General features: G+C 66.9%; 19 protein-coding genes and 2 tRNA genes. 13 read left to right on the plus strand and 8 right to left on the minus strand.

The features are described from left to right. Nucleotides 1-331: 331 nt before the first annotated feature. Entirely contained in the window at nt 332-664 is a 333-nt protein-coding gene (locus EX88_RS0103875; protein ID WP_051884429.1) for a DUF1244 domain-containing protein, read from the minus strand. A 90-nt stretch (nt 665-754) separates the two neighbouring features. On the opposite strand from EX88_RS0103875, the gene folD reads away from it, so the two are divergent. From folD to EX88_RS0103900, 5 genes are all read left to right on the plus strand, one after another. Next, on the plus strand, nt 755-1,639 hold the full coding sequence (gene folD, locus EX88_RS0103880) for a bifunctional methylenetetrahydrofolate dehydrogenase/methenyltetrahydrofolate cyclohydrolase FolD (protein ID WP_031370693.1): 885 nt from the start codon (nt 755-757) through the stop codon (nt 1,637-1,639). A 195-nt stretch (nt 1,640-1,834) separates the two neighbouring features. Beyond that, the gene (gene guaB / locus EX88_RS0103885; protein WP_031370694.1) at nt 1,835-3,292 is read left to right on the plus strand and encodes an IMP dehydrogenase; all 1,458 of its coding nucleotides are present in this window, start codon (nt 1,835-1,837) and stop codon (nt 3,290-3,292) included. A gap of 114 nt (nt 3,293-3,406) precedes the next feature. Next, a complete protein-coding gene (guaA, locus tag EX88_RS0103890; RefSeq protein WP_031370695.1) occupies nt 3,407-4,975 on the plus strand; it encodes a glutamine-hydrolyzing GMP synthase in 1,569 nt (522 codons plus the stop codon). A 1,415-nt stretch (nt 4,976-6,390) separates the two neighbouring features. Then, on the plus strand, nt 6,391-6,516 hold the full coding sequence (locus tag EX88_RS27300; RefSeq protein ID WP_268745586.1) for a hypothetical protein: 126 nt from the start codon (nt 6,391-6,393) through the stop codon (nt 6,514-6,516). 14 nt (nt 6,517-6,530) lie between these two features. Then, a complete protein-coding gene (locus tag EX88_RS0103900; RefSeq protein WP_031370696.1) occupies nt 6,531-6,749 on the plus strand; it encodes a hypothetical protein in 219 nt (72 codons plus the stop codon). A gap of 19 nt (nt 6,750-6,768) precedes the next feature. Here EX88_RS0103900 and EX88_RS0103905 read toward each other — a convergent pair whose 3' ends face one another. Next, complete coding sequence (locus tag EX88_RS0103905) at nt 6,769-7,425, minus strand: TetR/AcrR family transcriptional regulator (RefSeq protein ID WP_081930607.1); 657 nt, start codon at nt 7,423-7,425, stop codon at nt 6,769-6,771. Nucleotides 7,426-7,644: 219 nt separating this feature from the next. On the opposite strand from EX88_RS0103905, the gene EX88_RS0103910 reads away from it, so the two are divergent. Together EX88_RS0103910 and tadA are read left to right on the plus strand one after the other, a co-directional pair. After that, nucleotides 7,645-8,160 (plus strand): DUF1993 domain-containing protein, encoded by a 516-nt coding sequence (locus EX88_RS0103910; protein WP_031370698.1) that lies wholly within the window; start codon nt 7,645-7,647, stop codon nt 8,158-8,160. Between the two features lie 99 nt (nt 8,161-8,259). Continuing rightward, nucleotides 8,260-8,748: a tRNA adenosine(34) deaminase TadA gene (tadA, locus tag EX88_RS0103915; protein WP_031370699.1), complete on the plus strand. Its 489-nt coding sequence runs from the start codon at nt 8,260-8,262 to the stop codon at nt 8,746-8,748. 82 nt (nt 8,749-8,830) lie between these two features. Here the strand turns inward: tadA and EX88_RS0103920 are convergent, their stop codons facing one another. Together EX88_RS0103920 and EX88_RS0103925 are read right to left on the minus strand one after the other, a co-directional pair. Further along, a complete protein-coding gene (locus EX88_RS0103920; protein ID WP_051884431.1) occupies nt 8,831-9,316 on the minus strand; it encodes a DUF2721 domain-containing protein in 486 nt (161 codons plus the stop codon). Nucleotides 9,317-9,377: 61 nt separating this feature from the next. Next, complete coding sequence (locus EX88_RS0103925) at nt 9,378-9,866, minus strand: DUF2721 domain-containing protein (protein WP_051884433.1); 489 nt, start codon at nt 9,864-9,866, stop codon at nt 9,378-9,380. Between the two features lie 65 nt (nt 9,867-9,931). On the opposite strand from EX88_RS0103925, the gene orn reads away from it, so the two are divergent. Beyond that, entirely contained in the window at nt 9,932-10,498 is a 567-nt protein-coding gene (orn, locus tag EX88_RS0103930) for an oligoribonuclease (RefSeq protein ID WP_031370702.1), read from the plus strand. Between the two features lie 46 nt (nt 10,499-10,544). On the opposite strand, the gene EX88_RS0103935 is transcribed toward orn, so the two are convergent. After that, nucleotides 10,545-11,498 (minus strand): mechanosensitive ion channel family protein, encoded by a 954-nt coding sequence (locus EX88_RS0103935; protein WP_051884435.1) that lies wholly within the window; start codon nt 11,496-11,498, stop codon nt 10,545-10,547. A 7-nt stretch (nt 11,499-11,505) separates the two neighbouring features. After that, a complete protein-coding gene (gene ppsA, locus EX88_RS0103940) occupies nt 11,506-13,890 on the minus strand; it encodes a phosphoenolpyruvate synthase (RefSeq protein ID WP_031370704.1) in 2,385 nt (794 codons plus the stop codon). Between the two features lie 133 nt (nt 13,891-14,023). On the opposite strand from ppsA, the gene ppsR reads away from it, so the two are divergent. The 5 genes from ppsR (at nt 14,024) to EX88_RS25725 (ending at nt 16,308) form a co-directional block, all read left to right on the plus strand. Then, nucleotides 14,024-14,845 (plus strand): posphoenolpyruvate synthetase regulatory kinase/phosphorylase PpsR, encoded by an 822-nt coding sequence (ppsR, locus tag EX88_RS0103945; RefSeq protein WP_031370705.1) that lies wholly within the window; start codon nt 14,024-14,026, stop codon nt 14,843-14,845. 303 nt (nt 14,846-15,148) lie between these two features. Next, entirely contained in the window at nt 15,149-15,685 is a 537-nt protein-coding gene (locus EX88_RS0103950; protein WP_051884437.1) for a DUF1249 domain-containing protein, read from the plus strand. A gap of 45 nt (nt 15,686-15,730) precedes the next feature. Further along, nucleotides 15,731-15,806: transfer RNA gene (locus tag EX88_RS0103955), tRNA-Ala, on the plus strand. 55 nt (nt 15,807-15,861) lie between these two features. Next, nucleotides 15,862-15,937, plus strand: a tRNA-Glu gene (locus EX88_RS0103960). Between the two features lie 149 nt (nt 15,938-16,086). Next, nucleotides 16,087-16,308, plus strand: a complete 222-nt coding sequence (locus EX88_RS25725; RefSeq protein ID WP_152566086.1) for a hypothetical protein — start codon at nt 16,087-16,089, stop codon at nt 16,306-16,308. Here EX88_RS25725 and EX88_RS0103965 read toward each other — a convergent pair. Together EX88_RS0103965 and EX88_RS0103970 are read right to left on the minus strand one after the other, a co-directional pair. Continuing rightward, entirely contained in the window at nt 16,305-17,054 is a 750-nt protein-coding gene (locus EX88_RS0103965) for a hypothetical protein (protein ID WP_031370707.1), read from the minus strand. The two genes, EX88_RS25725 and EX88_RS0103965, sit on opposite strands and share 4 nt — an antisense overlap. Before the next feature lie 89 nt (nt 17,055-17,143). Next, nucleotides 17,144-17,998, minus strand: a complete 855-nt coding sequence (locus EX88_RS0103970; protein ID WP_031370708.1) for an STM4011 family radical SAM protein — start codon at nt 17,996-17,998, stop codon at nt 17,144-17,146. Nucleotides 17,999-18,002: the final 4 nt, after the last annotated feature.

Raw genomic sequence — 18,002 nt, forward strand, 5'->3', positions numbered from 1 at the left:
CGCACGTCCTGTGCGCCGCCCTCCGGGTCTACTGTTGACCGGCAAAGCGGCAAAGCAGATCAAAATCTTGGCAACTGCAACTGCAACTGCAACTGCAACTGCAACTGCAACAACGACGCCGTTCTTGGGTGGGAGCGGCGCGAGCCGCGACCAAACGAAGAGGTTTAACGCCACGTCGCTGTCCGAAGCCCTGCTGAGCAGTGCGGAGCCGGAATGTCTCGGTTCCGGTCATTGCGCTTGCGCTCGTCGCTTCGTTCTGTCGCGGCTTGCGCCGCTCCTACCCCTAAAGGCAGCGCCGCCCAAGCCGACTGCCTGGAGCCGCCGAGCAAGATCAGCCGTGCTGCTTCTGCGCGGCCTCGAACGCGGCCAACTGCTCCGGGGTGGCGTCCTTCTGATGCTGGGCCTTCCACTGCGCGAACGGCATGCCGTACACGGCCTCGCGGGCTTCGTCCTTGGTCATCGCGATGCCGCGCGCGTCGGCGGCTTCGCGGTACCAGTCGGCCAGGCAGTTGCGGCAGAAGCCGGCCAGGATCATCAGGTCGATGTTCTGCACGTCGCTGCGCTCGTGCATCAGGTGGGCGATCAGGCGCCGGAAGGCGGCGGCCTCGATCGCCAGGGTTTCGTGGTCCTGAGGGGGATGGTCGGGGGGCGGGGTGTGGCTCATGGCGGCGCTCGCGGTGACCCGGCAAAAAACGCGGGTGGGAATAGGGGATAATGCGCGGCCTCGACTCTACCGCAGCGCATCCGACCTCGCATGACGTCCACACCCCATTCGGCGCATCCGGCCCGCATCCTCGACGGCAAGCGCATCGCCGAGGATCTGCTCGACAATCTCAAGGCCCAGGTCGATGCGCGCATCGTCGCGGGCCAGTCGCGGCCGGGTCTGGCGGTGGTGCTGGTCGGCAACGATCCGGCCTCCAGCGTCTACGTGCGCAATAAGCGCCGCGCCGCGCAGAAGGTCGGGATCCGCGCGATCGACTACGACCTGCCGGCCGATACCAGCGACGAGCAGTTGCTGGCCCTGATCGACCGGCTGAACGCCGATCCCGAGGTCCACGGCATCCTGGTGCAACTGCCGCTGCCGGACCGCCGCGACGCCACCGCGCTGATCCACCGCATCGACCCGCGCAAGGACGTCGACGGCTTCCATCCCGAAAACGTCGGCCACCTGGTCCTGCGCCAGTTCGGCCTGCGTCCGTGTACGCCGCGCGGCATCACCACCTTGCTGGGTTATACCGACCGCCCGGTGCGCGGGCAGAGCGCGACCATCGTCGGGGTCAGCAATCACGTCGGCCGGCCGATGGCGCTGGAGCTGATGATCGCCGGCTGCACCGTCACCAGCTGCCACAAATTCACCCCGCCGCAGGTCCTGGAGGCCTCAGTGCGCGGCGCCGACATCCTGGTGGTCGCGGTCGGGCGTCCGCAGCTGATCCCGGGCGAATGGGTCAAGCCGGGCGCGGTGGTCATCGACGTGGGCATCAACCGCCTCGACGACGGCCGCCTGGTCGGCGACGTCGGCTTCGATGCAGCGGCCCAGCGCGCCAGCTGGATCACCCCGGTGCCGGGTGGGGTCGGGCCGATGACGGTCGCGACCCTGATGCAGAACACCCTGGAAGCGGCCGAGGCCGCCGACGCCTGAGCGCCCGCGGGCAAAGGGTAGGAGCGGCGCAAGCCGCGACCACGCCCTTGCAGGTCGCGGCATCATCGGCGGTGTCCCCTGAGGCCCCCCGCCTGAATGCCGTCCTGACCGCGGAACGCCCAATTCCATGCGCAGGCGAGCGCCGGAGGCCCGGAACGGGATACAATGGCGCGCTTCATCCTCCCGGGCCCGCCCATGCTGCGCATCCAGGCTGAAGCGCTTACTTACGACGATGTGTCCCTCGTCCCCGCGCATTCGATCGTCCTGCCTAAGGACGTAAACCTCTCGACCCGCCTGACCCGCGACCTGTCGATCCGCCTGCCGATCCTGTCGGCGGCGATGGACACCGTCAGCGAGGCCCGCCTCGCGATCGCGTTGGCCCAGCTCGGCGGCATCAGCATCATCCACAAGAACATGAGCCTGGAAGCCCAGGCCGCGCAGGTCGCCCAGGTCAAGAAGTTCGAGGCCGGGGTGATCCGCGAGCCGTTCACCGTCGGTCCGGAAACGACCATCGGCGAAGTGCTCAAGCTGACCCGCGCGCGCAACATCTCCGGCGTGCCGGTGGTCGACGGCGGCCAGTTGGTCGGCATCGTCACCAGCCGCGACATGCGCTTCGAGACCAAGCTCGACGATCCGGTGCGCCACATCATGACCAAGCGCGACCGCTTGATCACGGTGCAGGAAGGCGCCAGCGACGACGAAGTGCTGCAGCTGCTGCACCGTCACCGCATCGAGAAGATCCTGGTGGTCAACGACGGCTTCGAGCTGCGCGGCCTGATCACGGTCAAGGACATCCAGAAGAAGACCGACAACCCCAACGCCGCCAAGGACAGCGCCGAACGGCTGCTGGTCGGCGCGGCGGTCGGCGTCGGCGGAGACACCGAAGCGCGCGTCGAAGCCCTGGCCGCGGCCGGCGTCGACGTGGTCGTGGTCGATACCGCCCATGGCCATTCGCAGGGCGTGCTCGACCGGGTCAAGTGGGTCAAGACCCGCTTCCCGCAGTTGCAGGTCATTGGCGGCAACATCGTCACCGGCGACGCCGCATTGGCGCTCATGGATCACGGCGCGGACGCGGTCAAGGTCGGCGTCGGCCCCGGTTCGATCTGCACCACGCGCGTGGTCGCCGGCGTCGGCGTGCCCCAGGTCACCGCGGTGGCGATGGTCGCCGAGGCCCTGCAGGACCGCATCCCGCTGATCGCCGACGGCGGCATCCGCTATTCGGGCGACATCGGCAAGGCGCTGGTCGCCGGCGCCTCCACGGTCATGGTCGGCGGCCTGTTCGCCGGCACCGAGGAAGCCCCGGGCGATATCGAACTGTTCCAGGGCCGCAGCTACAAGAGCTATCGCGGCATGGGCAGCCTCGGCGCGATGGAGCAGGGCTCCAAGGACCGCTATTTCCAGGACGCATCCGACGCCGACAAGCTCGTGCCCGAAGGCATCGAAGGCCGCGTGCCGTACCGCGGCCCGCTGCACGGCGTGGTGCACCAGTTGGCCGGCGGTCTGCGCGCGACCATGGGTTACGTCGGCTGCGCGACCATCGAGGACATGCGCAAGAAGCCCAGCTTCGTGCGCATCACCAACGCCGGTGCGCGCGAAAGCCACGTCCACGATGTGCAGATCACCAAGGAACCGCCGAATTACCGAGCGGGTTGAAACCTAGGAACGAGTGAAGAGGAGTGAGGAACCAGTGTCCCGCTCCTCTTCGACCATTCCGAAGCCGCTTTTGCTCCTCTCGTTCCTCACTCCTCTCCATTCGTTGCCGGCTCCATGACTGACATCCATAGCGACAAGATCCTGATCCTCGACTTCGGCGCGCAGTACACCCAGCTGATCGCGCGCCGTATCCGCGAACTCGGCGTGTACTGCGAAATCTGGGCCTGGGACCACGATCCGGCGGAGATCGCCGCGTACGGCGCCAAGGGCATCATTCTTTCCGGCGGCCCCGAATCGACCACCGAGCACGGTTCGCCGCGCGCGCCGCAGCAGGTCTTCGACGCCGGCCTACCGATCCTCGGCATCTGCTACGGCATGCAGACCATGGCCAAGCAGCTCGGTGGCGAAACCGAGGCCGCGGACCAGCGCGAATTCGGTCATGCCGAGGTCTCGCTGGTCGCTCACGACCGCTTGTTCGACGGCCTCAAGGATCACCCGGGCTCGCCGCCGCGCCTGGACGTGTGGATGAGCCACGGCGACCACGTCTCCAAGGCGCCGGAAGGCTTCACCGTCACCGCCAAGACCGACCGCATCCCGGTCGCCGCCTTCGCCGACGACGCGCGCCGCTGGTACGGCGTGCAGTTCCACCCCGAGGTCACCCATACCAAGCAGGGCCAGACCCTGCTGCGCCGCTTCGTGGTCGACATCTGCGGCTGCCAGACGCTGTGGACCGCCGCGCACATCATCGAAGACCAGATCGAGCGCGTACGCGCGCTGGTCGGCAGCGACGAGGTCATCCTCGGCCTGTCCGGCGGTGTCGACTCCTCGGTCGTGGCCGCGCTGTTGCACAAGGCGATCGGCGACCAGCTGACCTGCGTCTTCGTCGACACCGGCCTGCTGCGCTACAACGAAGGCGACCAGGTCATGGCGATGTTCGCCGAGCACATGGGCGTCAAGGTCGTGCGCGTCAATGCCGCCGACCGCTACTTCGACAAGCTCGCCGGCGTCAGCGACCCGGAAGCCAAGCGCAAGATCATCGGCAACCTGTTCGTCGAGATCTTCGACGAAGAGTCGAACAAGCTCGCCAACGCCAAATGGCTGGCGCAGGGCACGATCTACCCCGACGTGATCGAGTCGGCCGGCAGCAAGACCGGCAAGGCCCACGTCATCAAGAGCCACCACAACGTCGGCGGCCTGCCCGAGCACATGAAGCTCGGCCTGGTCGAGCCGCTGCGCGAGCTGTTCAAGGACGAAGTGCGCCGCCTCGGCGTCGAACTCGGCCTGCCGCGCGAGATGGTCTATCGCCATCCGTTCCCGGGCCCGGGCCTGGGCGTACGCATCCTCGGCGAAGTGAAGCGCGAATACGCCGATCTGCTGGCCAAGGCCGACCACATTTTCATCGACGAACTGCGCAAGGCCGGCCTGTACGACAAGACCAGCCAGGCCTTCGCGGTGTTCCTGCCGGTGAAATCGGTCGGCGTGGTCGGCGACGCGCGCGCCTACGAGTGGGTGATCGCGCTGCGCGCGGTCGAGACCATCGATTTCATGACCGCGCATTGGGCGCACCTGCCGTACGACTTCCTCGGCACGGTCTCCAACCGCATCATCAACGAACTGCGCGGCGTCTCGCGCGTGGTCTACGACATCAGCGGCAAGCCGCCGGCGACGATCGAGTGGGAGTGAGTCGCCGCTGAGTCCGCCGGGGCCGTCGCCCCGACGACCGGGGTCTTGCCGCAAGCGCGGCAAGGTCCCGATGCGGTCTTATCGGTCGAGGCATGTGCGGGCCACGTCCGCTTCGGCCGGGTAAAGCCGAGTCGACTCTTGCAGGAACGGGTGGCGCTGGCCGCAGTTCGCGCATCTTTCTGTTTACTCCCAAGAGCGTCTCGAAGAGAGCGGCAGCGAAGCATCGTGCCGGCGCCCACCGTTCGGTTTCGAAGCGGCTGTCCGGGCGCGAGCCATCCTGTCGGCGACGCATCAACCCAAGCTTTCATAGCGCTGCCTTCCGGCCCTGGCGTCGGGACGGGCGCTCCGTGCCCATTCCCGAGTGCGTTTGTGTGATTCGCAACGCGTTTCCGCGGGCCTGACGCCGCTAGGGTGCGAACGGCATCCGGGTATCGGCCCGGAGCCGCCAGGGGACACAAGGATGTCCGCACCCGCTTGGATGGGCTGCCTCATTACCGTCGTGTTTCGCGAAGCCGACGCGCGGCCGGGGTGGTCGTCGCGCCGCCGCGAACCGCCATGTTCCTGTTTTCGGGCGCCGGCGCCGACCAGGCCCGCAGTTGGTCTGTCCGCCATTGAATCTTCGACATCGCCGGTCTGCACGACCGATGCGCATGAGCGTCATCCGACTGCTCAGGGCTTGAAGACTGTTGCGACGAAGCGCGTGCCGCCGTTGGTGCGCGCTCTCTCCGTCAAGGAGCGAGGCGAGCAAGCACTGCGAAATACGAGCTCGCGACGGCGAAACGCCGCATCGCGGGACCGATTGGCTGCGGAAGGAGTCGCGGCGAACCCGCGCTGGACGGCACCCGCCGTCGGCGTCCGAGACGGCGGGGAAGGAGAGCCCCGGTCGTCCCATCACCATAGGAGAAGGCGATGAATAGGAAGTCCCGTACCAAGGTATTGCTGGCTTGCTTCGCGTTCGGCTTGGGTCTCAGTGTCAGCCTCAGCGCGTTCGCGCGGCCCTGCTGCAGCAGCTGCGATCCGGACGATCCGGATTCGCGTTGCTGGGCCATCTGTTCGCCGGGCTGCTGATTCCGGCACCAGGAAGGGGCGGGTTGACCGCCCCTTCCTTCGATCCACGAGGGCCGCCGCGGCTCTGTCCGCTGTCCGCTGCCGATGCCGCGCCTCGGCAAGCGAAGCTCTTCACCACAGATCCCCAGAGCCGAGCCCGATGCACTCGCCGGCGCCGCCGACATGCCCGCGACATCGGGTCACATCCGATGGATAACTGCGTCTCGGATCATGACATCGCCACAGTGGCGCCTTCGATTTAGGACAAAGCCAGTCCGGAATGGGGCGTAGCTTCGCCGCATGACGATCTGTCCCGGGGCCTCGATCCAAGCGGCTCACGGGCATCCGTCTGCGCATAGAAGCGGGGTATGTCGAGCCGCCTTTCGCGTTTACGCGTGATCGCTGTCGATTTTGGGGTGCTCGACTCGTCGTTTCTTCAGTGCCGGCCGATCCAGGCAATCGCCGTGGCCGACCTGCACGAGGAACGGCCTTGATAAGGAGAAGTTCGATGTCGAGATATCTGCCGGTGGTGGCGGCCTTGCTGGCCTTGCCGCATCTGATCGCGGCCGCGTCTGCGCGGACCGAATCGGATGCGGCGCGCAGCGAACATGCGATCGAGCTGGAACGGGCCCGCTGCGACGCGCTTTACCGGAAACACCCCGTGGCGGCACCCAGAAAGACCGCGAAGCCGATCGTGGCCGCGCCGCGATCGCTCGGTGCGCACTGAGCGCGCCAGCGCGCTTGCTTCAGGCTGAGGGCCAGGCGCGCATCGCGATGCGCACGACCTGCGCCAGCTGCGCCGTCGTCGCACCGTCGCGTGCCTGGATCGACAGGCCCTGGGTCAGGGCGGTGAGGAACTTGGCCAACGCTGCCGCATCGGTATCGGCCGGCAAGTCGCCCACGCGCATACCGCGTTCGATGCGCAGCAGGAATTGGCTCTCGAGCGCGCTGCGATAGCGCGCGAGCTCTTCGCGCAGTTCGGCCGGCAGGCCGCCGGCCTCGGCCGCGATCAACATGCAGCCGGAGCGCTGTTCGGACTCGACGAAACTCTGCCCGATCGCCTCGAAGAAGGCTTCGAAGGCTTGGCGCGTGCTCATGTTTTCGTCGGCGAGCAAGCGTCCGCCGTTGCAGCGGTAGCCGTCGATGTAGCGGGCGATGGCGGCGCGGAACAATTGTTCCTTGCTGCCGAACGCGGCGTACAGGCTGGGGGCGGCGATGCCCATCGCGGCGGTGAGCTCGCTCAGCGACGTCGCCTCGTAACCCTGGCACCAGAACAAGCGCATCGCCGTTTCCAGGGCCTGCTCGCGGTCGAACACCCGCGGCCGGCCGCGTGGGCGGGGCGCCTGCTTGCAGCTGTCCGAGGCCTCGGCGAGGGGCTCGGGTTTCGCAACGGGTATTTCCATAGCGATCGATAATAAAATCGTTGACCCGGCCGGGGCAAGCGGCCAGAATCCCGCTCGCATTCCTTAGCAATCGCTACATTAAGTTTCCGGCCCGGAGTCGCCACTACCTGTGTGGCGCGAGCCTGCGCCGTGCAGTCGGTTTCGATCCATCCGCAAGCAGCTCACCGGCGCGCCGTCCGACGGCGGCGCGTTCGCCACCACGCCACCATGAGAATCCCCATGAATCTATCCTTGTACGACATCTCGGTACCCAGCCTGTTGCGCGGTCTCGACACGCTCTCGCACTTGCTCGACAAGGGCGCGGCGCATGCGCAGGAGCAGGGCATCGAGGTCGGGCAGTTGCTCGGCGGCCGTCTCGCCCCCGACATGTACACGCTGACCCGCCAGGTGCAGGCGGCCAGCGATGCGGCCAAGTTCGGCGCCGCGCGCCTGGGCGGCATCGCGCCGCCGAGCTTCCCCGATACCGAAACCACCCTGGACGAGCTGCGCGAGCGTATCGCCCGCACCCAGGAGTTCCTGCGCAGCGTGCCGCGCGAGAGCATCGAGGGCCAGGAGCAGCGCGAGGTCGTGATCCGCCCGCCGAACGCGCCGGAGCTCAAGTTCGTCGCCGCCGATTACATCCGTTTCTTCGTGCTGCCGAACTTCTATTTCCACCTGACCACCGCCTACGGGATCCTGCGTCACCAGGGCGTGGCCCTGCGCAAGCCGGACTTCCTCGCCGCCGGCTCGATCTGAGCCGCAGCGGCCCCGCATGCAGGCGCACCGGCACGGCCGGTGCGCCGCCGCGGCGCGTCGGCGATAATCGCCGCTTTCCACGAGCGGGACCCGCGCCGAGTGAGCGAGCTGGCCGACATCGACGAACGCTGGATGCGGCATGCGCTGGCCCTGGCCGAACGCGCCGAGCGCGAAGACGACGAAATCCCGGTCGGGGCGGTGTTGGTCTCGGCCGACGGCGAGGTGCTCGGCGAGGGCTGGAACCGCAACATCGGCAGCCACGACCCCAGCGCGCACGCCGAGATCGTCGCCCTGCGCGAAGGCGGCCGGCGGCTCGCCAATCACCGTCTGATCGGCACGACCCTGTACGTGACCCTGGAGCCTTGCGCGATGTGCGCGATGGCGATGGTGCATGCGCGCGTCGCGCGCGTCGTGTTCGGCGCCGGCGACCCCAAGACCGGCGCGGCCGGCAGCGTGTTCGACCTGTTGACCGATCCGCGCCACAACCATCGCATCGAGGTGCGCGGCGGGGTGCTTGGCGAAGAGGCCGGCGCGCGTCTGACCGCATATTTCCGCCGCAAGCGCGGCAAGCCGATCGCAGGGGCGTAGCTCGCATCCAGCGAGTTTCCGGCGCGGGCGCGTAAACGCCAGTTCGTGCGAGGCCTTCGCTCTCAACGCGCGCCGTCGCGCATCAGCGCCGCTTCTGGCGTCCGTTGTCGCGGTCGAATTCGCGCTTCACTTCGGCATCGAGCATGCTCACGCTCATGCGCGCTTCCCGGCCCATGTTGATCGACGCGGCGAGTACCAATAGCACGCCGCACATCGCCAGGCCGGTCGGTACGCCGCGCAGGCGGTAGTCGGTGAACTGGTCGATGCCGATCGCCAGGCTGGTGGCGACGAAGGCGGTCATGGCGCCGTACAGCAACTGCAGGCAGATCAGGATCAGGCGCACGCGTCGGCGGTGCAGGATGATGCGCGCCTCCAGATAATCGCGGGCCTGCTCGTCGACGGTGTCCTCGAGTTGGTTCAGTTGCTGGCGCATGCGGTCGACCACGCGTGCCAGGCGGTTGTTCGAGGACACCAGCAGCGAAGCGGTCGCGGTCAGGAAGAACGCCGGCGTGATCATCGCCGACACCACGGTGTAATGGCTGCTCAGTTGCAGCAGAGGATCGGCCATGACGGGCTCCAGGATCGATGCGCGCGAAGCCCGATGATGCCGCAAGCCGGGCCGCAGCGGTTCATGCGCGCGGCTTGGACCAGCGCTTCATCGCGGTGATGTGGCCGTGGTCCATTTCCTCGTTGACCGCCTCGACCGCCAGCGAGGATTCGCGCGCGAGCAGCAGGCTGGCGGCGAACATCGCCAGCACCCCGAGCGCGGCGAGGATCGTCGGCACCGCGCCGAGCCGGTAGCCGAGGAAGGCGTCGCCGGCCACGCTCAGGCTGGTGCCGACGAAGAAGCTGATCGCGGTGTAGAGCAACTGGCTGCCGCGCAGGATGATCTTGCTGCGCTTCTTCTGGCGCAGGATGTGGCGTTCGAGCTGGTCGCGCTCCTCGGCGTCCTCGGTTTCGGCCAGTTCCTTCAGCAGGACCCGGGCGCGGTCGATCACCCGCGCCAGGCGGTTGTTGGCCGACAGCAGCAGCGAGGCGGTCGCGGTCAGGAAGAACGCGGGGGCCAGCATCGCGGTGAGGATCGCGTAGTGGGCGAAAGAGGCGGCGTTCTGGCTCATTGCGGTACGGCAGCGGGGAAGGGGGCTGGGCTATCATGCCGCGACACGGGCACGACGGCGAGGCTATGAGCGACAAGACAGGGCAGGAGCACCGGCTGATCTGGATCGATCTGGAGATGACCGGGCTGGATACCGACCGCGATTCGATCCTGGAAATCGCCACCGTCGTCACCGATGCGCAGCTGCAGGTCCTGGCCGAAGGGCCGGAACTGGCCATCGCCCATCCGCTCGAACGCCTGCAGGCGATGGACGAGTGGAACCGCCACCAGCACGGCAAGTCCGGCCTGTGGAAGCGCGTGCTCGAACAGGGCGTGGCGATGGAAGAGGCCGAAACCCGGACCCTGGAATTCCTCGCCCAGTGGGTGTCGCCGAACACCTCGCCGATTTGCGGCAATTCGATCTGCCAGGACCGCCGTTTCCTGCACCGCTGCATGCCGCGGCTGGAGAAGTACTTCCACTACCGCAACCTCGACGTCAGCACGATCAAGGAGCTGGCGCGGCGCTGGGCCCCGGACGTGCTGGCCGGGTTGAGCAAGGACAGCAAACACACAGCCCTGAGCGACGTCATGGACTCGATCGCCGAGCTCAAGCATTACCGCGCGGCGATGGGCAAGTTGGGCGGATTGGGCTGAGGCTGCCCTGAGGCCACCGCCTCGGGGATCGGCGAAGCGGCTGCGGTCAGGCCTTCGGCTTGACCACCGGCTGGGCCACATCGCCGTCGTCGGCGATGGCCTTGGTCAGCACTTCGGTCAGCGGGCGGCCGTCGGCGTCGTGGTGATACACGTGCAGATCGCGCTGCGGGTAGGGGATGTTGAGGCCCTTGCCGATCAGCTCGTTGCGGATGCCCTCGACCAGGTCACTCTTGGTCCGCATCAGATTCGCGGTCTTGACCCAGGAGCGCAGCTCCAGGTTGACGCTGCTCTCGGCCAGGGCCGTCACCAACACTTCCGGCGCCGGGTCCTGCAGCACGTTCGGATGCGCGGTGGCCAGGGCCAGCAGGGTTTCCTTGGCGACCTTGAGGTCGTCGTCGTAGCCCACGCCGACGGTCAGGTCGATGCGGCGCTTGGGGTTGGCGGTGAAGTTGATGATCGCCGCGGTGGTGATCAGGCTGTTCGGCAGCACGATCACGCGGTTGTCGATGGTGCGCAGGCGGGTCTGGAACACGCGGATCTGTTCGACCGTGCCCTCGATGCCGGCGGCCTGGACATGGTCGCCGGCCCGGAACGGGCGCAGCACGATCAGCATCACGCCCGAGGCGATGTTGGACAGCGAGTCCTTCAGCGCCAGGCCGATGGCCAGGCCGGCCGCGCCGAGCACGGCGAGCACCGAGGTCATCGGCACGCCGAGCTGCTGCAGGGCCGCGACCGCGACGATCACGATCATCGCCGCGTAGGCGATGTTGCGCAGGAAGCCACGCAGGGTGACTTCCATGTTGGCGCGGGTCATGACCCGCTCCAACGCGCGCGACAGCCACTTGGCCAGCCACAGGCCGATCAGCAGGATCGCCAGGGCGCTGATCAGGACCAGGCCCTTGGTCTGCGCCCAGGCGAGCAGCTTGTCGATGTCGAAGCCGGCCTCAAGTCCCAGCAGGGACTTGGGGACCAGCGCCTGCACCGCGTCCTTTTCCGTCATCGTGCGCTCAGGCCTGGGCCTTGGCTTTCGCCTTGGCCAGGCGCAGCCAGGTGTCGACCACGGTGTCCGGGTTCAGCGACACCGACTCGATGCCCTGATCCATCAGCCATTCGGCCAGGTCGGGGTGATCGCTCGGGCCCTGGCCGCAGATGCCGACGTACTTGCCCTTGGCGCGCGCGGCCGAGATCGCCATCGCCAGCAGCTTCTTGACCGCCGGATCGCGTTCGTCGAACAGGTGGGCGACGATCGCCGAGTCGCGGTCCAGGCCGAGGCTGAGCTGGGTCAGGTCGTTGGAACCGATCGAGAAGCCGTCGAAGATCTCGAGGAACTCGTCGGCCAGCAAGGCGTTCGAGGGCACCTCGCACATCATGATGATCTTCAGGCCATTCTCGCCCTTGCGCAGGCCGTTCTTCTCGAGCACTTCCAGCACGCGACGGCCCTCGTCGAGGGTGCGCACGAACGGGATCATGATCCAGCAGTTGGTCAGGCCCATTTCCTCGCGCACCTTCAACACCGCCTGGCATTCCAGGGCGAAGGCGTCGGAGAAGCTCGGGTCGACGTAGCGGCTCGCGCCGCGGAAGCCGATCATCGGGTTCTCTTCGTGCGGCTCGTAGCGGGTGCCGCCGATCAGGTTGGCGTATTCGTTCGACTTGAAGTCCGACAGGCGCACGATCACCGGATGCGGCTCGAACGACGCGGTGATGGTGGCGATGCCTTCGGCCAGGCGGTCGACGTAGAACTGCACCGGGTCGTTGCCGTAGCCGGCGATCTTGGCGTCGATCTTCTTCTTGGTATCGGCGTCCTGCGAGGCGTATTCGAGCAGCGCCTTGGGATGGATGCCGATGTGGCTGGCGATGATCATCTCCAGGCGCGCCAGACCGACGCCGGCGTTCGGCAGCATCGCGAAATCGAACGCGCGCTCCGGGTTGGCGACGTTCATCATCACCTTGAGCGGCGCCGGCGGCATCTTGTCGAGGTCGGCGACGTGCCGCTCGAAGGGCAGGCTGCCGTCGTAGATGAAACCGGTGTCGCCTTCGGCGCAGCTGACCGTGACGACCTGGCCGTCCTTGATCGCATCCAGGCCGTTGGTGGTGCCGACGACCGCCGGCACGCCGAGTTCGCGGGCGATGATCGCCGCGTGGCAGGTGCGGCCGCCGCGGTTGGTCACGATCGCCGCGGCGCGCTTCATCACCGGCTCCCAATCGGGGTCGGTCATGTCGGCGACGAGCACGTCGCCCGGCTGCACGCGGCTCATGTCGTCGAGGTTGCGCACCACGCGCGCCACGCCGCTGCCGATCTTCTGGCCGATGGCGCGGCCTTCGGTGATGATCTCGCCGCGCTTTTCGAGCTGGTAGCGCTCGATCTGGGTGGCCTTGCCGCGCGACTTCACCGTCTCCGGGCGCGCCTGGACGATGAACAGCTTGCCGCTGACGCCGTCCTTCGCCCACTCCACGTCCATCGGACGGCCGTAATGCTTTTCGATGACCAGCGCCTGCTTGGCGAGCTCGTGCACGTCGGCATCGTTGATCGAGAATGTCGCGCGCAGTTCGGCCGGGGTGTTCTCGGTGCGCACGCGCTCGCCGGGCTGGTCGGAATAGACCATGCGCAGCTGCTTGGCGCCGACCGAGCGGCGCAGGATCGCCGGCTTGCCCTGTTGCAGAGTGGGCTTGTAGACGTAGAACTCGTCGGGATTGACCGCGCCTTGCACGACCATCTCGCCCAGGCCGTAGCTGGAAGTGATGAAGACCACGTCGCGGAAGCCCGACTCGGTGTCGAGGGTGAACAACACGCCGGAGGCGCCGACGTCGGAGCGCACCATCAACTGCACGCCGGCCGACAGGAACACGTCCTCGTGCTTGAAGCCGTGGTGCACGCGGTAAGCGATGGCGCGATCGTTGTAGAGGCTGGCGAAGACTTCCTTGACCTTGCGCACCACGTCGTCTTCGCCGGTGACGTTCAGGAAGGTTTCCTGTTGGCCGGCGAAGGACGCGTCGGGAAGGTCTTCGGCGGTGGCCGAGGAGCGCACCGCGACGGCGACGTCGCCGCCGCCGTTCTCGTTACAGAGCTTGCGGTAGGCGGTGCGGATGTCCTGGTCGAGATCGTCCTGCAGCGGCGACTCGATGACCCAGCCGCGGATCTCGGCGCCGGCGGCGTTCAGCGCCGGCACGTCTTCCACGTCCAGCGTCGCCAGCTTGTCGAAGATGCGCTGGTGCAGGTTGTTATGGGCGATGAAGGCCTTGAAGGCTTCCGAGGTGGTGGCGTAGCCGCCGGGCACCGATACGCCGAGGTTGGCGAGGTTGCCGATCATCTCGCCGAGCGAGGAATTCTTGCCGCCTACGCGGGCGAGATCGTTGAGGCGTAACGCGTGCAGCCAGAGGATGTTCTCGTTCAAGACACACAATCTCCGAGGGGGGAGGACACGTCGGGGCGCGGCCAAGCGGCTATGATCGCCCGGGCGTCGGGTGCATACAAGCTTGATCCGACGGGCTTTTTCGTATTGGTGCAGCTTCGAGACGGGGTGGGCGATGGCAGGAACAAGACCGGTTTTCTACGTTTCCGACGGTACCGGCATCACCGCCGAGACTATCGGTCACAGTTTGCTGACCCAGTTCACCGAGACCCGGTTCGTCACCGATCGCATCGCTTTCGTGGACAGCGTCGAGCGCGCCCAGGACGCCGCGGCCAAGATCCGCGAGGCCGCCGTGGTCCACGGGGTGCGGCCGGTGGTGATCAATTCCTGCATGGACGGGGAGGTCGGCGCGGCCCTGGCCGAGAGCGGGGCCCTGATGCTGGACGTATTCGCGCCGTTCATCGAACCGCTGGAGCGCGAGCTGCACGAGACCCGCCAGCGCCGGGTCGGCCAGGCCCACGGTATCGCCGACTTCGAGACCTACCACCGCCGCATCAACGCGATGAATTTCGCCCTGACCCACGACGACGGGGCCAGCGTCGACTACGCCGAGGCCGACCTGATCCTGGTGGCGGTGTCGCGGGCCGGCAAGACCCCGACCTGCGTTTATCTGGCGCTGCATTACGGGGTGCGCGCGGCGAACTATCCGCTGACCGAGGAAGACCTCGAGCACGACCGCCTGCCGCCGCGCCTGCGGCCCTACCGCAACAAGCTGTTCGGCCTGACCATCGACCCGGTCCGGCTGCAGCAGATTCGCCAGGAGCGACGGCCGAACTCGCGCTACGCCCAGTTCGAGACCTGCAAGCGCGAGGTCGCTGCGGCCGAGATGATGTTCCGGGCCGAGCGCATCCCGACCCTGAGCACCACCCACACCTCGATCGAGGAAATCTCGAGCAAGGTGCTGACCACCCTGGGCATCCATCGCGAAATGTTCTGATGCCGCCATGCGCCGCGCCGCCATGCGCGGCGCGGATGCGCGCGAGCGAGCGAATACGCGGGGCAGGGCAGGCCCTGAGTGCGATGCGGAGCAGGGAGGGTTGCGAGGCGATGGCTCGCGGATGAATGCATGAACCGGGGCGTAGGACCGCGCGCCGCAGTGGGGTTCGGGGGGCGAATTCCGAGCGCGTGCTTCGGCGTGTTTCCGGCCCCGTTCGCCTTGGCGAAGAGCCTACAAATTAAGGCTTTTTTGCCATTGCGTCAATCCTGCCGCGCGCTGCGCAAGGCGTGTAGGATCGCGAACATGAGCACCGCCGCCTCCCGCTTCGCGCGCCTTCCCAAACTCAGCCGTTTCGGCTGGTTGATGGGCTTGTACGCGGAGAATCACGATCGTCTTTCGCGCCTGTTTTCTCCGGCCGAGCTCGCACGCGGCGTGTACCTGTCCGACGTCGGCGACGGCCTCGAGCTGCGCCTGGACGTGATCGAGCAACATCGCTATACGACCGAAATGCGCTTGACGTATGCGCTGCAGGACCCCCTGACCGGCGAACCCGACCCTTCCGCGTATCTGCGCCTGTATCACGACGCGCACCAGGTCGAAGCCACCCATTGCTATGTCGGCCGCCGCTGGCAGGACGTCATCGGCATGTACCCGCCGCCGGCGGAGGTGATCGGCCACCGCATGCGCATGAATACTTTTTTAGGAAAGTGGCTCGAGTATCTAGCGGAACGGGGTCATGGCATGGCAACATTGCGCCCGGTCGAACACGACCCCGCGCAGCCCGATCCATTCGGCCCAGGCGACGCGGGACCGGGAAAAAATTTAGCGATGAATGCTTGACGACATCGCTGAACGCCCGCTAAGATGTTCGTCTTTCCAGCACGTGGGGCCATAGCTCAGCTGGGAGAGCGCTACAATGGCATTGTAGAGGTCGCCGGTTCGATCCCGGCTGGCTCCACCACTCTTCGGAACTGAAAGGGTTTCCGGACGAGTTAGCTGCAAGAACAACAAGTTTTGTCCCCATCGTCTAGAGGCCTAGGACATTACCCTTTCACGGTAGCGACCGGGGTTCGAATCCCCGTGGGGACGCCAAACAACACAGAAGGCCGCCGAAAGGCGGCCTTCTGTGTTTTCGTTCGTTCGTGCGACGAACGAATGCCGCCGGCATGCCCGCGTTCGTGGCTGCGCTTTCATGGCCTGTCTTGCATGGCTCGATAAGCGGAGCGCGTAGGGCCGGCGATGTGCATCGACGCATCGTGCGCGCGGCGCGCCTGTCGAGCCGCGATCGTCGACGAGGCAAGGATCGCAAGCGCGCCGACGAGATCGTGCGACGGATGCGTACGACGGATGCGTACGACGGATGCGCGCGCCGCGGCGCGCGCATTGCCGATACGGTCGTTGCGCCGCCGCGGGCACTCGCCCGAACAGTCTCGATCGGCCTCGATTGGCCTTGTCAGCTTTAATCGGCAGCGACTTCGGCGTACATGCCGTTGTGCACGGTCTCGATGATGTCGTTATAGCTGCCGGTGGACCACGGCTGTCCCTTGCCCGGCGCATACAAAGTCATCTTGGCCGGAACCACCCGGCTGCCGGCCTGATCGAGCAAGCGATCGAACTCGGTCAGCCCTTCCAGCAATTTCTTGGTCTTGAGCTTGGCCGGATTGCCCTTCTTCGCCAGCACATCCTGCATGCGCGCGCTCAGCGCCGGCACGGTGCATTCGAGTTCGACCTCGCTGATCCGCCCGTTCTTGACGTATTCGTTCGCTTGCTCGGTGTTCGACAGGCCGCGGCATTGCGCGCCGGCCGCGAGTTGGTTGACCCGCTTGATCGCTGCGGCGAGGGCGGGCTTGGCCTTGGCTTTGTCAACCTTCGGCATGTCCGCCAGGATGCCGTCGGCGAAGCCTTCGTACTGCTGCTCCATGCCGGCCGTGTCGGCCAGGTCCTCGAGATCGAAGGCGTTTTCGTTGTTGGCGTACAGCGGTTTGGAGTAGGCGTTGAGTTGCTTCGCCGCTTCGAGGTCCTGCCTCAGCGCAACGCGCGCGTAGAGCTCGGCGACCTGCTCGGGCTTCATGGCGATCTTGGGCGCGCGGGTCTTGGCTTTGGCGGCCTTGGACGGCTTGGCGGCGAAGGCCGGGTCGAAGACCGGCGCGAACACGGCCGGAATCAACAGCGCGGCCAACAGCGCATTACGGAGCGGGTTGCGGGACATAGGGCGTTCCTTTGCGTGGGAAGAGGGTGGTTTGCCGGTTCAAAGCGACCGGCTGGTCCGGCCGAGGCGGGCATGCGGGCCCGCCGAAGTCATAGGACGAACGACGGCACCCGTTCCAGCACGCCGCCGGCATAGTCGCGCTGGAACGGCAGGTCGGGGCGATGGGCGTAGCCGATGTAGCAGTCGCAACGCGAGTTCGGACAGCTGCGGGTGCGCAGTTGCGCGGCGTAGCTGCCGTCGTAGAGGTTGCCGAGCGGTTCGGCGACGAAGTGGCAGCGCTTGACGTTGCCGTCGCCGTCGACCGAAACGACGTTCTCGCCGGTCAGGCAGGGCGCGCCGAGGCTCGGCGCCGGGTCGAGGTTGTAGCGGAAGTGCGGGTCGATGCGTTGCAGGCGTTCGATCTGCGCCTCGTCGTAGTAACTCGGCGGACGCTCGTCGTAGGCGTTGAGCCACAGCGGCGTGTGCGCCGGTAGTTCGGCCCGCAGCGCTTCGATTTCGTCCAGGTGCTCGTGCAGGGCGACCATGCCGACGCTGTGGCGCACGCCGCGGCGCGCGAGTTCGCGGCAGCGGGCGAGGAAGGCCGCTCGCGTGACCTGGGTCGGGTGATAGGTGCACCACAGTGCGAGCGTGCGGGTATCGACGTCGTCGAGCCAACGCATGCCGACGCACAGGTTGGTCTGGATCGCGACTCGGCGCACCTGCGGCAGGTGGCTCAGGCGGGTTATCGCGTCGCGGTAGTGGCGGCGCACCAGGCCTTCGCCCCAGGGGGTGAACAGGATCGACAGGTCCATGCGCTGCTGCATCGCCCAATCGACGAAACGCGCCAGGTCGTCGGCGTCGCGACGCAGCGCGGCGCGGCTGTCGTAGGTCTTCGCGAACGGGCAGTAGGCGCACTCGTAGTTGCAACTGCTGAGCCGGCCGCGATAGAGCAGGGACAGGTGCATGCGC

The sequence above is a fragment of the Lysobacter antibioticus genome (assembly GCF_000731095.1).
Taxonomy (GTDB): Bacteria; Pseudomonadota; Gammaproteobacteria; order Xanthomonadales; family Xanthomonadaceae; genus Lysobacter; species Lysobacter antibioticus_B.

Coding starts and splice junctions, on each gene's coding strand:
- EX88_RS0103875 (WP_051884429.1), bottom strand. CDS start 664: ATGAGCCACACCCCGCCCCCCGACCATCCCCCTCAGGACCACGAAACC.
- folD (WP_031370693.1), top strand. CDS start 755: ATGACGTCCACACCCCATTCGGCGCATCCGGCCCGCATCCTCGACGGC.
- guaB (WP_031370694.1), top strand. CDS start 1,835: ATGCTGCGCATCCAGGCTGAAGCGCTTACTTACGACGATGTGTCCCTC.
- guaA (WP_031370695.1), top strand. CDS start 3,407: ATGACTGACATCCATAGCGACAAGATCCTGATCCTCGACTTCGGCGCG.
- EX88_RS27300 (WP_268745586.1), top strand. CDS start 6,391: ATGTCGAGCCGCCTTTCGCGTTTACGCGTGATCGCTGTCGATTTTGGG.
- EX88_RS0103900 (WP_031370696.1), top strand. CDS start 6,531: ATGTCGAGATATCTGCCGGTGGTGGCGGCCTTGCTGGCCTTGCCGCAT.
- EX88_RS0103905 (WP_081930607.1), bottom strand. CDS start 7,425: ATGGAAATACCCGTTGCGAAACCCGAGCCCCTCGCCGAGGCCTCGGAC.
- EX88_RS0103910 (WP_031370698.1), top strand. CDS start 7,645: ATGAATCTATCCTTGTACGACATCTCGGTACCCAGCCTGTTGCGCGGT.
- EX88_RS0103920 (WP_051884431.1), bottom strand. CDS start 9,316: ATGGCCGATCCTCTGCTGCAACTGAGCAGCCATTACACCGTGGTGTCG.
- EX88_RS0103925 (WP_051884433.1), bottom strand. CDS start 9,866: ATGAGCCAGAACGCCGCCTCTTTCGCCCACTACGCGATCCTCACCGCG.
- orn (WP_031370702.1), top strand. CDS start 9,932: ATGAGCGACAAGACAGGGCAGGAGCACCGGCTGATCTGGATCGATCTG.
- EX88_RS0103935 (WP_051884435.1), bottom strand. CDS start 11,498: ATGACGGAAAAGGACGCGGTGCAGGCGCTGGTCCCCAAGTCCCTGCTG.
- ppsR (WP_031370705.1), top strand. CDS start 14,024: ATGGCAGGAACAAGACCGGTTTTCTACGTTTCCGACGGTACCGGCATC.
- EX88_RS0103950 (WP_051884437.1), top strand. CDS start 15,149: ATGAGCACCGCCGCCTCCCGCTTCGCGCGCCTTCCCAAACTCAGCCGT.
- EX88_RS0103965 (WP_031370707.1), bottom strand. CDS start 17,054: ATGTCCCGCAACCCGCTCCGTAATGCGCTGTTGGCCGCGCTGTTGATT.
- EX88_RS0103970 (WP_031370708.1), bottom strand. CDS start 17,998: ATGCACCTGTCCCTGCTCTATCGCGGCCGGCTCAGCAGTTGCAACTAC.